This is a genomic window from Cryobacterium psychrotolerans, assembly GCF_900101115.1.
GTDB classification, from domain to species: domain Bacteria; phylum Actinomycetota; class Actinomycetes; order Actinomycetales; family Microbacteriaceae; genus Cryobacterium; species Cryobacterium psychrotolerans.
The window spans coordinates 69710-83483 of record NZ_FNFU01000009.1 but is presented as its reverse complement, the minus strand read 5'-3'; the positions used below and the strand labels follow the sequence as shown (position 1 = coordinate 83483).

General features: G+C 68.0%; 14 protein-coding genes. 7 read left to right on the top strand and 7 right to left on the bottom strand.

Annotation, left to right across the window (positions count from 1 at the left end):
• Positions 1–1419, top strand: a 1419-nt coding sequence (locus BLQ39_RS09475) for a DEAD/DEAH box helicase (RefSeq protein WP_256332733.1), incomplete at its 5' end; no start/stop codon positions are given.
• A gap of 171 nt (positions 1420–1590) precedes the next feature.
• Here BLQ39_RS09475 and BLQ39_RS09470 read toward each other — a convergent pair.
• The 3 genes from BLQ39_RS09470 to paaI are packed head-to-tail and all read right to left on the bottom strand — an operon-like array spanning position 1591 to position 4019.
• Entirely contained in the window at positions 1591–2217 is a 627-nt protein-coding gene (locus tag BLQ39_RS09470) for a TetR/AcrR family transcriptional regulator (protein WP_092323529.1), read from the bottom strand.
• 32 nt (positions 2218–2249) lie between these two features.
• Complete coding sequence (gene paaK / locus BLQ39_RS09465; RefSeq protein ID WP_092323527.1) at positions 2250–3569, bottom strand: phenylacetate--CoA ligase PaaK; 1320 nt, start codon at positions 3567–3569, stop codon at positions 2250–2252.
• Positions 3570–3593: 24 nt separating this feature from the next.
• On the bottom strand, positions 3594–4019 hold the full coding sequence (paaI, locus tag BLQ39_RS09460; protein WP_198414455.1) for a hydroxyphenylacetyl-CoA thioesterase PaaI: 426 nt from the start codon (positions 4017–4019) through the stop codon (positions 3594–3596).
• 128 nt (positions 4020–4147) lie between these two features.
• Here paaI and paaA point away from each other — a divergent pair, with 128 nt between their 5' ends.
• Genes paaA through BLQ39_RS09430 form a run of 6 tightly spaced genes read left to right on the top strand, consistent with a single transcriptional unit; the run spans position 4148 to position 8756 of the window.
• Positions 4148–5140, top strand: a complete 993-nt coding sequence (paaA, locus tag BLQ39_RS09455; RefSeq protein ID WP_092323526.1) for a 1,2-phenylacetyl-CoA epoxidase subunit PaaA — start codon at positions 4148–4150, stop codon at positions 5138–5140.
• Positions 5140–5445 carry a 1,2-phenylacetyl-CoA epoxidase subunit PaaB gene (paaB, locus tag BLQ39_RS09450; protein ID WP_092323524.1) on the top strand — a complete coding sequence of 102 codons (306 nt, stop codon included), beginning with the start codon at positions 5140–5142 and terminating at the stop codon, positions 5443–5445. The genes paaA and paaB overlap by 1 nt, the downstream gene beginning before the upstream one ends.
• Entirely contained in the window at positions 5442–6299 is an 858-nt protein-coding gene (gene paaC / locus BLQ39_RS09445) for a 1,2-phenylacetyl-CoA epoxidase subunit PaaC (RefSeq protein WP_092323523.1), read from the top strand. The genes paaB and paaC overlap by 4 nt, the downstream gene beginning before the upstream one ends.
• On the top strand, positions 6296–6823 hold the full coding sequence (paaD, locus tag BLQ39_RS09440; RefSeq protein WP_277870651.1) for a 1,2-phenylacetyl-CoA epoxidase subunit PaaD: 528 nt from the start codon (positions 6296–6298) through the stop codon (positions 6821–6823). Before paaC ends, paaD begins: the two co-directional genes overlap by 4 nt.
• Positions 6824–6825: 2 nt before the next feature.
• A complete protein-coding gene (gene paaE / locus BLQ39_RS09435) occupies positions 6826–7956 on the top strand; it encodes a 1,2-phenylacetyl-CoA epoxidase subunit PaaE (RefSeq protein ID WP_092323521.1) in 1131 nt (376 codons plus the stop codon).
• 26 nt (positions 7957–7982) lie between these two features.
• Positions 7983–8756: an enoyl-CoA hydratase/isomerase family protein gene (locus tag BLQ39_RS09430; protein WP_092323520.1), complete on the top strand. Its 774-nt coding sequence runs from the start codon at positions 7983–7985 to the stop codon at positions 8754–8756.
• Positions 8757–8837: 81 nt separating this feature from the next.
• On the opposite strand, the gene BLQ39_RS09425 is transcribed toward BLQ39_RS09430, so the two are convergent.
• Genes BLQ39_RS09425 through BLQ39_RS09410 form a run of 4 tightly spaced genes read right to left on the bottom strand, consistent with a single transcriptional unit; the run spans position 8838 to position 13522 of the window.
• Entirely contained in the window at positions 8838–9545 is a 708-nt protein-coding gene (locus BLQ39_RS09425) for an ABC transporter ATP-binding protein (RefSeq protein ID WP_092323518.1), read from the bottom strand.
• Positions 9542–11458: a branched-chain amino acid ABC transporter ATP-binding protein/permease gene (locus BLQ39_RS09420; RefSeq protein ID WP_092323517.1), complete on the bottom strand. Its 1917-nt coding sequence runs from the start codon at positions 11456–11458 to the stop codon at positions 9542–9544. Before BLQ39_RS09420 ends, BLQ39_RS09425 begins: the two co-directional genes overlap by 4 nt.
• A gap of 4 nt (positions 11459–11462) precedes the next feature.
• The gene (locus BLQ39_RS09415) at positions 11463–12335 is read right to left on the bottom strand and encodes a branched-chain amino acid ABC transporter permease (protein WP_166784508.1); all 873 of its coding nucleotides are present in this window, start codon (positions 12333–12335) and stop codon (positions 11463–11465) included.
• Positions 12336–12337: 2 nt separating this feature from the next.
• Positions 12338–13522: an ABC transporter substrate-binding protein gene (locus tag BLQ39_RS09410; RefSeq protein ID WP_092323514.1), complete on the bottom strand. Its 1185-nt coding sequence runs from the start codon at positions 13520–13522 to the stop codon at positions 12338–12340.
• Positions 13523–13774: the final 252 nt, after the last annotated feature.

The window sequence follows — 13774 nt, the reverse complement described above, 5'->3', positions numbered from 1 at the left end:
GACCGTCCGGCCCGCACCGACCGTCCGGCGTACAACAACGACCGTCCCTCCTACGGCGACCGTCCGCCCCGCACCGAGCGCCCCTCCTACGGCGACCGTCCGAACCGCACCGACCGTCCGGCCCGCTCGGAGCGCGACGGCGGCCACTCCAGCAACTTCTACCCGGACCGCGACTCCAAGCCCAAATTCGCTGCCGGCGACGACGTCGTACTCGAGCGTCTCGAAGCCATCGCGACGACGGCATCCGATGTCGTCGGCGTGACCTTCGCCGACCTCGGCCTCGGCGAGAACATCGTGCGTGAGCTCGGACTGCTCGGCGCATCGGCGCCGTTCCCGATCCAGGCCGCGACCATCCCGGATGTGCTCGCCGGCCGCGACGTGCTGGGCCGCGGCAAGACCGGCTCCGGCAAGACCATCGCCTTCGGCGCTCCCCTCGTCGAGAAGCTGCTGGAGAACAACGGAGCCAAGGACCGCAAGATGGCCCGCAAGCCCCGCGCGCTCATCCTGGCCCCGACCCGCGAGCTGGCCCTGCAGATCGACCGCACCATCCAGCCCATCGCCCGCAGCGTCGGCCTCTTCACCACCCAGATCTACGGCGGCGTCCCGCAGTACCGCCAGGTCAGCGCCCTGCAGCGCGGCGTGGACATCATCATCGGCACCGCGGGCCGCATCGAGGACCTGATCGAACAGGGTCGTCTCGACCTCAGCGAGGTCATCGTCACCGTCCTCGACGAGGCCGACTACATGTGCGACCTGGGCTTCCTCGAGCCGGTGCAGCGCATCCTGCGCCAGACCAAGAAGGGCGGCCAGAAGCTGCTCTTCTCGGCCACGCTCGACAAGGGCGTCGCCCAGCTGGTCAAGGAATTCCTGACCAACCCGGCCGTGCACGAGGTTGCCGGTGAAGACCAGGCCTCCTCCACGATCGACCACCGTGTGCTCATGATCGAGCACCGAGACAAGAGCGCCATCATCGGCCAGCTCGTCGACCGCCAGGGCAAGACGCTGATCTTCAGCCGCACCCGTGCGTACGCCGAGCAGCTCGCCGACCAGCTCGAAGACGCCGGCGTGAAGGCGACCAGCCTGCACGGCGACCTGAACCAGGCCCGCCGTACCCGCAACCTGGCCATGCTGACCAGCGGTCGCGTCAACGTGCTGGTGGCAACGGATGTCGCAGCCCGCGGCATCCACGTGGACGACATCGACCTGGTCATCCAGGCCGACGCTCCCGACGAGTACAAGACGTACCTGCACCGCGCCGGCCGCACCGGCCGCGCCGGCAAGAACGGCACGGTTGTCACGCTCATCCCGAAGCAGCGTCGCCGCCGCATGGACGAGCTGCTGGGCCGCGCCGAGATCGAAGCCAGCTTCGACTCCGCCACGCCTGGTGACTCGGCCGTCAGGGAGCTCGCGAACATCTAGCACCCGCTCACCGATCAGGGGCATCCACCATTGGGGGGATGCCCCTGATCTCTTTAACGCCCGCTTCCCACCCTGAGGGGTCGCAAATCGACCTTCCCGGCGTACGGGAAGGTCGATTTGCGACCCCTCACCGGGCGAGAAATGCCATCAGTCAGGTCAGGCCAGGTCAGGTCAGGTCAGGTCTTCGACGCGGTTCATGGTCGGCATCCGCAGGCCGTCGAGCGCCACGGCAAGCACGTCGTCGGCCAGGTGAGCCGGGTCCTCCGCGCCCTCCGGCCGGTACCACTCCACGATCGAGTTGACCATGCCGAACAGCAGCCGGGTCACGATCCGCGGATCGATGTCGCTGCGCAGCGAGCCCTCATTGCGGGCCTCGACGACGAGGCCGGATACCGCCCGGTCGAAGGCTCGGCGACGCTCGAGGGCGGCGCGCTCGACGACCGTGTTGCCCCGCACCCGCAGCAGGAGAGTCACAAACGAAAGATTGGCGGCCAGCACCTCGACCGCGCCGCGGAGCACGTGCGCGAGCCGGTCGATCGCCCGGCCGGTCCGGGATTCCGGGTCTTGCAGCACGCCCTCCAGCGCGTCGAGCGCCTCGTCCAGGGCGAGCTCGAGCAGCTCCTCCTTCGACGCGAAGTGGTGGTAGATCGCGGACTTCGACAGGGCGAGTCGGGACGCCAGAACCCCCATCGACGTGGCGTCGTAGCCGAATTCGTTGAAGGCGTCGACGGCGATCTCGAGGATGGCGCGCTGGTCGTAACCGGGGCGCCCGCGCTTGCTTGCTGGTTGCTCAGACATCGCCGATCAGTCTCTCACGAGCCTGTGGCCGATTACCGCAGGTCGTAGACACGCTTGTGCTTGCCCGTGCTGCGCTCGAGCGAGCCGGGTTCGACGATCAGCACGTTCACGCTCGAGCCGATCTGGTCCTTCACCCGCTCGATCAGGATCGCGCAGGCCCGGTCGGAGGTGGAGGCATCCGAGTTCTCGTGCCGTTCGATGCGCACGGTCAGCTCGTCCATCCGGCCCGGCCTCGTGAGCTCCAGGATGAAGTGGGGGGAGAGGTGCTCGATCCCGAGCACGATCTCCTCGATCTGGGTCGGGAACAGGTTGACCCCGCGCAGGATGATCATGTCGTCGTTGCGTCCGGTGACCTTCTCCATCCGGCGCATGCCGGGCCGGGCGGTGCCGGGCAGGAGCCGGGTCAGGTCGCGAGTGCGGTAGCGGATCACCGGGAACGCTTCCTTGGTCAGCGAGGTGAACACGAGTTCGCCCGTTTCACCGTCGTCCAGCACGTGCCCCGTGTCGCCGTCGATGATCTCGGGCAGGAAATTGTCCTCCCAGAGGTGCGGGCCGTCCTTCGACTCGATGCACTCGTTGCCGACGCCCGGGCCCATGACCTCGCTCAGGCCGTAGATGTCGAGGGCGTCGAAGTCGAGTCGTTCCTCGAGCTCGCGGCGCATCTGGTTCGTCCACGGCTCCGCGCCGAGCACGCCGGCCTTGAGGCTGGAGAGACGGGGGTCCATGCCGGCCGCGACCATCGCATCCGTGATGGTCAGCAGGTAGCTGGGGGTGCTCATGATGACGTCGGGCTCGAAGTCCCGGATCATCTGCACCTGCTTGTTCGTCTGGCCGCCCGACATCGGGATGGCGATGGCGCCGAGCGCCTCGATGCCGGCGTGGGCGCCCAGCCCGCCGGTGAACAGGCCGTAACCGTAGGCGTTGTGCACCTTCATGCCCGGCCGTACCCCCGAGGCGCGCAGGCTCCGTGCGACGAGGCCGGACCACATCCGCAGGTCGTTCTTCGTATAGCCGACCACCGTGGGGAGGCCCGTGGTCCCCGACGAGGTGTGGATGCGCGCGACCTGGTCCATCGGCACAGCGAACATCCCGAACGGGTAGGACACGCGCAGGTCTTCCTTCGTGGTGAACGGCAGCTTGTTCACATCGTCGAGCGTGCGGATGTCGTCCGGGTGCACGCCGACCTCGTCGAACTTGCGGGTGTACAGGGGAACGTTGGCGTAGGCGTGCCGCACGGTGTGCTGCAGGCGAGTGAGCTGCAGCGACTGGATCTCGTCGCGGGACATGCGCTCTTCCGGATCGAGCTCGTCCGTGGCGGGCGCGTGCAGGCGGGTCTTGGTCAGCGTTGACATGGTGCCTCCGGGCGTCGTGGGGATTTAGTCGCGTGCCCGTTCGGGCACGGGAAGGTTGGTGGTGCGGCTGCGGCCGCGGAATTCTGCCACCGGCGCGTTGTCGTCGTCGGTGACGCTCACGTCGTAGATGCCCGATCGCCCGCTCTTCGTGCGGAGCATGGCGGTGGCGGTGAGGGTCTGGCCGCTGGTCGTGGGCTTGAGGAACGCGATGTCGGCCCCGGCCGCGAGGGTGACGTGGTGGCTGTCATTGCAGCAGATGGCGAAGGCGGTGTCCGCGAGCGCGAAGACGATCCCGCCGTGGGTGACGTCGAAGCCGTTGAGCATGTCGTCCCTGATGATCATGGAAACGACCGCGAGCCCGGGTTCAGTGCGCTGGACAATCATGCCGAGGCCGGCGGATGCCCGGTCCCGCTCCATCATGGCGAGGTTGCCGGTGGGTGAAGCATCCATGTATCTGGTTCTCCTCGTTGAGTGACCGTACGCGCGGCAACAGACGGTTGCCGTGCCGTTGGTGACACCATATACTAACTGAACGATCGGTTGGTAATGATAGCCGGACCGGGAGAGACCAGGAGTCGATGATGACCACCCCAGCAGAGCCTTACGCACTGCCCACGGAAGCCTCCGTCGAGGTTTCCGCCGAGGAGCACCAGTTCAACGAACTGATCGCGGCCGACTCGCGGATCGAACCTCGCGACTGGATGCCGGAGGGCTACCGGAAGACGCTGGTGCGCCAGATCTCCCAGCACGCCCACTCCGAGATCATCGGCATGCAGCCGGAGGCGAACTGGATCACCCGCGCGCCCAGCCTCAAGCGCAAGGCCATCCTGATGGCCAAGGTGCAGGACGAGGCCGGCCACGGTTTGTACCTCTACTCCGCGGCGCAGACCCTCGGCACCACCCGGGATGAGATGACGGATGCCCTCATCGCCGGCAAGGCCCGCTACTCCTCGATCTTCAATTACCCGAGCCCCACCTGGGCCGACATGGGCGCGATCGGCTGGCTCGTCGACGGCGCCGCCATCTGCAACCAGGTGCCCCTCTGCCGGGCCTCCTACGGACCGTACGGTCGCGCCATGGTGCGCATCTGCAAGGAAGAGTCCTTCCACCAGCGGCAGGGCTTCGAGATCCTGCTCGAACTGATGAACGGCACGCCCGCGCAGCGGGAGATGGCCCAGGACGCCGTCAACCGCTGGTACTGGCCGGCGCTGCAGATGTTCGGCCCGCCCGACAACGACTCGCCCAACTCGGCGCAGTCCATGGCCTGGAATATCAAGCGATTCTCCAATGACGAACTGCGCCAGCGCTTCGTCGGAATGTGCGTCCCGCAGGCCGAGGTGCTCGGCGTGACCCTGCCCGATCCCGACCTGCGCTACAACGAGGAAACGAAAGAATACGACATGGGCGAAATCGACTGGACCGAATTCCACGAGGTGCTCGCCGGCCGCGGCCCGGCCAACGCCCGCCGCCTGCAGCGGCGCCGTGAGGCCCACGAGGACGGTGCGTGGGTGCGGGAAGCCGCCGCCGCGTACGCCCGCAAACAGGCCGTCCGGTCGAAGGCGGTGGCATGATGAGCGCCCCCGGAACGTCCGAGAAGGAGATCTGGCCCCTCTGGGAGGTCTTCGTGCGCGCCAGCCGCGGAATCAGCCACACCCACGTTGGCTCCCTGCATGCTCCCGACGCCAGCCTGGCCGTGCGCAATGCGCGTGACCTGTATACCCGCCGCGGCGAGGGTGTTTCGGTGTGGGTCGTGCCCGCCGACGCGATCACCACCAGCGACCCCGACGCGAAGGGCGCCTTCTTCGAATCGCCCGCCGGCAAGAACTACCGTCACGCCAGCTACTACTCCAAGAGCGAAGGGGTGAAGCACCTGTGACCGGGACGAACACGGCGGATGCCGCCACCAACGCCGACCACGACCACGGACACGGACACGTCGAGGTCGATTCCGTCACCCTCTCCGCCGAACTGGTAGAGGGCGCATCCGTCGCCTCGCACGACGTGGCCGAGTACGCCCTGTGGCTCGGTGACGACGCCCTGATCATCGCCCAGCAGCTCGGCTGGTGGATCTCCCGCGCCCCCGAACTCGAGGAAGACGTCGCGCTCGGCAACATCGGCCTCGACCTGCTCGGGCACGCTCGCTCCCTTCTGCATTACGCCGGCGCCGAATCGGGCCGCAGCGAAGACGACCTGGCCTACTGGCGCGACGAACCCCAGTTCCGCTCCGCGCACCTGTTCGAGCAGCCCAACGGCGACTTCGCGCACACGATCGCGCGCCAGTTCATCGCCGCGCACTACCTGTTCGAGCTGTACACGCGGCTGCAGGCATCCGGCGACGCCACCCTGGCCGCGATCGCCGCCAAGTCGGTCAAGGAGGTCGATTACCACCGCGACCACTCCGTGCAGTGGATCCTCCGGCTCTCCCTCGGCACCGAGGAATCCCGCCGGCGCATGATCACGGCTCTGTCCGACCTGTGGCCCTACGTCGAGGAGCTGTTCGCCGACGAGCCGCTCATCGACCGGCTCGAGGGCGTCGCCGTCAGGCCGTCCTCGCTCCGCCAGGCCTTCGACGACGCGATCGTCCCGGTGCTGGCCGAGGCGGAACTCGAGGTACCCCGCGGCTTCATCTCCTCCGGCGGCGGCCGGGGCGGCAAGCACTCCGAGAACCTCGGTTTCATCCTCGCCGAGATGCAGGTGCTCGCCCGGGCGCACCCCGGAGCGTCCTGGTGACCCTGCCCTCGGTTGCCCGACCTCGCCCCGTCGACGAGGCCTCGCGCCGTGCCTGGGACATCGCGGCGCAGGTCGTGGACCCGGAGATCCCCGTGCTGACCATCGAGGACCTCGGCGTGCTCCGCTCTGTGGCCGTCGGCGAGGGCGGCGCGGTCACGGTTTCCCTGACGCCTACCTACAGCGGATGTCCGGCCCTCGAGGCCATGCGCGACGACGTCACCTCCGCCCTCCGCGCCGCCGGGTACGCCGACGTGTCCGTCGACCTGGTGCTCGCCCCGGCCTGGACCACCGATTGGATGAGCGAGGAGGGGAAGGCGAAATTGCAGGAGTACGGAATCGCGGCCCCGACCGGGCACTCGTCCGTTCGCCCTTCCGGCGCCGTTCGGCTGCAGCTGGCCGTCAAGTGCCCCCGGTGCTCGTCCCTGAACACGCGGGAACTCGCCCGCTTCGGCTCGACGTCGTGCAAGGCCCTCTATGAGTGCCGCGACTGCCTCGAACCGTTCGACTACTTCAAGGTGCTCTAACCATGGCAGCAACAAATCTCGGCGCCCCGCGCTCCGGTGCAACGAAGCACCGCGCGAAGTTCCACACCCTGTCCGTCGCCGAGATCCGTCCGTTGACGGCCGACAGCGTCGAGGTGACCTTCGCGGTGCCGGAGGACCTGCAGGGCGAGTTCGACTATGTGCCGGGGCAGCACCTCGCGCTCCGGGCCACGGTCGACGGCCACGAGCTGCGGCGCAGCTACTCGATCTGCCGGCCGCCGACCTCCGGCTCGGTCAGCGTGGCCATCAAGCGCGACCTCGGCGGAGCCTTCTCCACCTGGGCCAACAGCGAACTGGCCGTGGGGCAGCGCCTCGACGTGATGAGCCCGCAGGGCACCTTCACGACCGCGCTGCACGAGCTCGACGGCAAGCACATCGTCGGCATCGCCGCCGGGTCCGGCATCACCCCGCTGATGTCGCTCGCCCACACGGTGCTCGCGCACTCCGACAGCTCCCGGTTCACCCTCGTCTACACGAACCGCACCGCCCTCGACGTCATGTTCCTCGACGAACTGGCCGACCTCAAGGACAGGTACCCCGCGCGGCTGGCGCTGCACCACGTGCTCTCCCGCCAGCAGCGTTCCTCCACCCTGCTGTCCGGGCGGATCGACGAGGAGAAGCTCCGGCTGATGCTCGACACGATCATCCGCCCCGCCTCGGTCGACGAGTGGTTCCTCTGCGGACCCTTCGAGCTGGTGCAGCTGTGCCGCGACACGCTCGAGAGCGCCGAGGTAGAGCCCGAGCACGTGCGGTTCGAACTGTTCACCACCGGCGAGCCCTCGGCCGCCGGCGGTGACACCGGGCGACCGGTCATCGTCGCCCCCGGCGACAAGACGTACGAGATCGAGTTCACCCTCGACGGGGAGAGCGCCACCGTCACCACGCCGGTCAACGCGAACGAGAGCATCCTGAACGCCGCCCTCCGCGTTCGCCCCGACGTGCCGTTCGCCTGCGCCGGCGGGGTCTGCGGCACCTGCCGTGCCAAACTCGTCAGCGGTGACGTGACGATGACCGAGAACTACGCCCTCGAACCCGAGGAGCTGGCCCGCGGCTACGTGCTCACCTGCCAGTCACACCCGACCACCGACAAGGTCGTCGTCGACTACGACGGATAGCGCGAAGGCGCAGTAAGGCGGATGCCGTGATCGACCTGACCATCCAGGACGACGTTGCCCACGTGGTGCTGAACGCGCCCGAGAAGATGAACTCGCTCGATCCGGCGGCCCTCGCCGAGCTCGAGGCCGCCTACGCGAGCGCAGAGGCCGCCGGAGTGCGCGCCCTGGTGCTGCGCGGCGAGGGCCGCGCCTTCTGCGCCGGCCGGGACATCTCCGGCGTCGACCCCGCGACCGACGACGTGATGGGCTACCTCGGCGGACTCGTGACCCCGTTGCTCGAGCGGATGAGCGCGTTCCCCGCGCCCACCTTCGCGATCGCCCACGGGGCCTGCCTGGGCGTCGGCCTCGGCCTCCTGATCGCGACGGACGTCGTCTACGTCGCCGACACCGCGAAGATCGGTTCCCCGTTCGCGAATCTGGGGGCCACGCTCGATTCGGGCGGCCATGCCCTCTTCGTCGAACGGCTCGGCGCGCACAAGACGCTCGACCTGATCTACACCGGACGGCTCATGTCCGGAACGGAGGCCGTCGCCTCCGGCCTGTTCAGCCAGGTCTTTCCGGCAGATGAGGTCCTGGCGGCGACGGTCCGGGCGGCCACCCGGGCGGCCTCAGGGGCCACGCAGGCGTTCCTCGCCAGCAAGGAGCTTGTGCGGGCGCTCCGCGACGAGCGCCTGGGCCTCTGGCAGAGCATGTCCGCCGAGAACGCGGCCCAGGCGGCCCTCTGCGCGACCGCGGATTACCGGGAGGGCTTCGCCGCCTTCCAGCAGAAACGCACACCCGCGTTCACCGGCCGCGCCTGACCGGCTCCCACCCGCAGAAGGAGGGGCGCGCACCCGCGGGTGCGCGCCCCTCCTTCTCGTTCGCGTGCGCCGCGCGGCCGGCTACACCGACGCGCCGCCGAGGTAGGCGTTGTGCACCTCGGGCAGTTCGACGAGTTCGGCCGGCGTGCCCGTGAGCGCGACCCGTCCGCGGTGCATGACCACGGCGCGGTGCGCGATCTTGAACGAGGCGCGCACGTTCTGTTCCACGAGCAGCACGGCGAGCTGCTTCTCGACACAGAGCCGGGAGAGCACCTCCATGATCTCGGAGACGACCTTCGGCGCGAGGCCGATGGACGGTTCGTCGAGCATGATCGCCGTCGGATCCGCCATCAGGCCGCGCCCGATGGCGACCATCTGCTGTTCGCCGCCCGAGAGGGTGCCGGCGGCCTGTCCCATGCGGGCCTTGAGCCGGGGGAACAACTCGAGCACCGAGTCGACGTCGCCGTGGCCCTTCTTCGTCCAGGCGCCCAGCATCAGGTTGTCGCGCACCGACAGGGTCGGGAAGACCAGCCGGTTCTCGGGGACGTGCGTCAGGCCGAAGCCCGCCATCTTCTCCGTAGGCTTGCCCGTGATGGTGCGTCCCTCGAGGGTCACGGTGCCCGCGGTGGGTCGGATGAGGCCGCTCACGGCGCGAAGCAGGGTCGTTTTTCCGGCCCCGTTCGAACCCACGACGGCGAGGATTTCCCCTCGGCTCACCTCGAACCCGACCTCGTGCAGCACCGCGAGCTGCCCATAGCCGGCGTTGAGACCGGAAACGATGAGCGTCATGCGTGCTCCTCCAACTCGTTCAGTTCGGCTTCGGCCTCGTCGAGGTCAGTGCCGAGATAGGCGACGACAACGGCCGGATCATTACGCACCGTCTCCGGATCCCCGTGCGCGATGAGCACTCCGTCGTCGAGCACCGCGACATGGTCGGCGAGTGACATCACCTGGGCCACATCGTGCTCGACGAGCACGATCGTGAGCCCGGCAGTCCGCAGCCGGCGCAGGAGCTCGGCCATCACGTCGCGCTCGTGGCCGGACAGTCCGGCCATGGGCTCGTCGAGCAGCAGCAGCGCCGGCTCCGCGGCCAGGGCCCGGCAGACTTCCATCATGCGCTGCTTGCCGAACGGCAGCGCGGAGGCCGAGTCGTCCGCGGCATCCGTCAGCCTCATCGACTTCAGGATTTCGTAGGATGCGGCCCGGTGGGCGCCCTGCTCGTGCGCCTGCAACCCCAGCATTCCGCGGAGCACGCCGGCGCGTCCCTTGCGGTACCGGCCCATGTACACGTTGCCGACGACATCCGTCGAGGTGAACACCTGCAGGTTCTGGAAGGTGCGGGTCAGGCCGTGCGAGGCCGCCACGTGCGGCTTTTTGCCCGAGATGACCTGGCCGAGGAACGTGACCGTGCCCGCAGTCGGCGTCAGCGCCCCGGAGATCATGTTGAAGCAGGTCGTCTTCCCGGCGCCGTTCGGGCCGATCAGGCCCAGGATGGTACCGGCCGGCACGGTGAGGCTCACGTCGTTGACGGCGACGACGCCCCCGTACCGCTTGGTCAGGCCGGAGATCACGAGGATCGGTTCGCCGGCTGCGACCGGCGTGCTCACCGCCGGGAGCTGCGGGATCGTCGTGTCGTCCTCGGCGGCGGTGGCATGTGCGTCAGCGGCCCGGCGGTTGCGGGCGAAGGGCAGCTTCCGCCAGAGCGTGATTGTCGCCTGGTAGAGGCCGCCGGGCAGGAGCAGGATCACCAGGATGAGCACGATGCCGTAGCCGAGCAGCTGCACCTCGCCGGTCGCGCCGGGGAAGATGGCCGGGATGACCTCGCGCATGCCCTCTCCGAGGAACTGCACGAGGAACGCGCCCGCGACCGCGCCCCAGACCGACCCGAGACCGCCGATGACCACCATCAGCAGGATCGAGACCGACAGGTGGAACTCGGCCGTTGTCGGGCTCACAATCGCGACCTGGTAGGCGTAGAAGACGCCGCCGAGTGCGGCGAATCCGGCGGACAACACGAACACCTTGAGCCGCAGCGCATACGTGTTGACGCCGAGGCTCTCCGCCGCGAGTTCGGAGTCGTTGACCGCCGAGAGCGCACGTCCGGCGCGGCTGCGGGTCAGGTTGAGGGCCAGGACCAGCCCGATCACGACGAACGGCGTGATGAACCAGAGGAAGAAGCCGCTGTTGTCGATGGGGATGCCGAACACCGTCGGCCGGGGGATGCCGTAGATGCCTGTCGTTCGACCGGTGACGTCCCATTCGCGCACCGCGATCATCACGATGAAGCCGAGCCCGAGCGTGGCCAGGGCGAGGTAGTGGCCGCGGAGGCGCATCAGCGGAAGCCCGACGAGCAGGGCGACCAGCATGGCGGCTGCCACGCCGATGGCTGCCGCGACCGGGCCGGGGAGGTCGAGTTTGGTCAGCATGATCGCGTGCGTGTACGCGCCGATCGCGAAGAACGCCGCCTGCCCGAGGCTGACCTGTCCGGCCAGTCCCATCAGCAGATTGAGCCCGATGGCGGGCAGCGCGAAGATCATCGCGAAGACGACGATGTTCATCATCGAGGAGCTGGCCGTGAAGGGGATCACGAGCATCAGGGCGACGAGGATGCCGCCACCGATGAGCGTGCCCTTGTTGTTCGTCCAGAAGCTGGCCCGGGGGGCGAGTTTGCCCACGAAGGTTGGTTTGGTGGAATCTGTCATGTCGCTACACCCTGACCGCTGTGGGCTTGAGAACGAGACCCTGTGGCCGGACGACCAGCACAAGGATGAGGATGAGGAAGGCCGCGCCGTCCCTCAGGCCCGAGCCGACATAGCCGGCCACGTAGGCCTCGATCACGCCGAGCAGGAGGGCTCCGATGATCGCCGCGCGGAAGGAGACGAAGCCGCCGAGGACGGCGGCGACGAAGCCCTTGAGGCCGAGCAGCACGCCGCCCGACCAGAGCGAGAGGTAGATCGGGGAGGCCACCACGCCGGCGACACCCCCGACGAAACCCGCAATCGCGAAGGCCAGCACGGACGCGGCAACGGGGGAGATCCCCACGATGCGCGCCGCAACCGGCTGCTCCGCGCACGCCCGCAGCGCCTTGCCCCAGCGCGATTTCTCGTAGAAGAGCACGATGCCGCCACCGACCACGATGAGCGCGCCCATCATCCAGAACTCCTGCGAACGGATGCTCACCCCGCCGATGAGGAGGTTCGTCCCCGGGAACAGGGGTACCCCCCGGGCCTCCGGGCCCCACGCCAGCAGCATGATCGCCTGCAGGAGCGTGGAGATTCCGAGGGTCAGGATGATGGACAGGAGCGGAGTCAGGTTCTTCACCCGCGATATGACCAGCCGTTCCATCGCGATCGCCACGAGGGTGACCGAGAGGATGGCGACCAGGATAGCAACGATGAGCGGCATGCCCGCCGACACCAGCCAGATGGAGCCCAGGCCGGCGAGCATCGCGAACTCACCCTGGGCAATGTTGATCACATGGCGCACGGTGTAGACGGCGATCAGGCCGACGGCGAGCAGGGCGTACACAGATCCCTGTGACAGCCCTGCCACCGTCAGTTGCAGGAAATCAGTGAGCACGGTCAGTCCTTGACGAGGTTCCAGCGGCCGTCCTGCGCCTCAGCGAGGATCAGTGCGGATGCGTCGAGGCCCGAGTGGTTCTCCGGGCTCATCGTGAAGACGCCGGAAATTCCGGTGAACTCGGCCTTCTCGAGCTCGTCGCGCAGGGCGTCGGCGTCGGTGCCGGCTTCCTTGATCGCGTTGACCGCGATGTGCCAGGCGTCGAACGCGTGGCCGGCGAAGCCGGAGGGCTGCTCACCGTACGCCTCGCTGTAGTCGGCTTTGAACTTTTCGATGACCTCGCGCTGGGGGTTGTCGGCATCCAGCTGGTCGGCGACGAGCAGACGGCCCATCGGCGCGATGACGCCGTTGGCCGCGTCACCGGCCGCGTCGAAGAACGCCTGGTTGGAGATGCCGTGCGAGTGGTAGACCGGCTTGTTCACGCCGAGCTGCACGTATGCCTTCTGGGCCAGTCCGGCCGAGGGGTTGATGCCCCAGATGATGACGGCGTCGGCGTCGGAGGAGCGAACGCCGGTCATCTGCGGGGTGAAGTCAGTCGCGCTCGGCTCGAAGGACTCGGTCGTGACGAGGGTGATGCCGCGCTCGGAGCCGAGTGCGGTGATGTAGTCCGCGATCCCTTCGCCGAATCCGGTGGCGTCGCGGACGAGGGCCAGCTTCGTGTAGCCCTTTTCCTTGGCGTCATTGAGGATGGTCTCGAGCACGACGACATCGTTCTGCGCGGTCTTGAAGACCCACTCGGAACCCTCGACGATGGCCACATTGGCGGCGACGGAGATCATCGGGATCTTCGCGGCTTCGGCAATGGGGCGCATGGCCAGGCTGGGGCCGGTGCGTGACGCGCCGATGATGATGTCGACCTTGTCGCTCTCGATCAGCTTGCTCGTGGCCTTGGCGGCGCCATCCTCGGTCGACTGGTTGTCCACGATGGTGAGCTCGACCTCGCGGCCGTCAATGCCGCCGTCGTCGTTGAGCTGTTCGGCCAGCATGTTGAGTGTGTTCTGCTCGGGGACGCCCAGGCTGGCACCCACTCCCGTGACGTCGAGCACCGCGCCGATCTTGATCGGCCCCTTCTCCGCGTCGCCGTCGGGGGCGCTGTCGCCGCCGAGGTTGGCGGTGCTGCATCCGGACAGGGCGAGGGCCGTGACGAGCGCAAGCGGCGCGATAACGCGCAGGCGAGACTTCTTCATTGAATCTCCTTCGGTGGGGACGGGCAATTAGTGACCGAACAGTCGGTCACTAATTGGCGTGCTTTCACAGTAGCCGTGGCCAATCGCCGGGTGCAAGCGTTGAGCACCCCCGGCGGGTAACGAGTTGGTGACGGAAGGCCCGGCATTGTTCCGGCGTGTTGCTGCGCGTTTCGCCCGGACGCGCGCAATAACATCCATGTATCACCGGTCCGCATGCGGGACGGGGACACCCGTTCGCCTCTCCGCCACAAT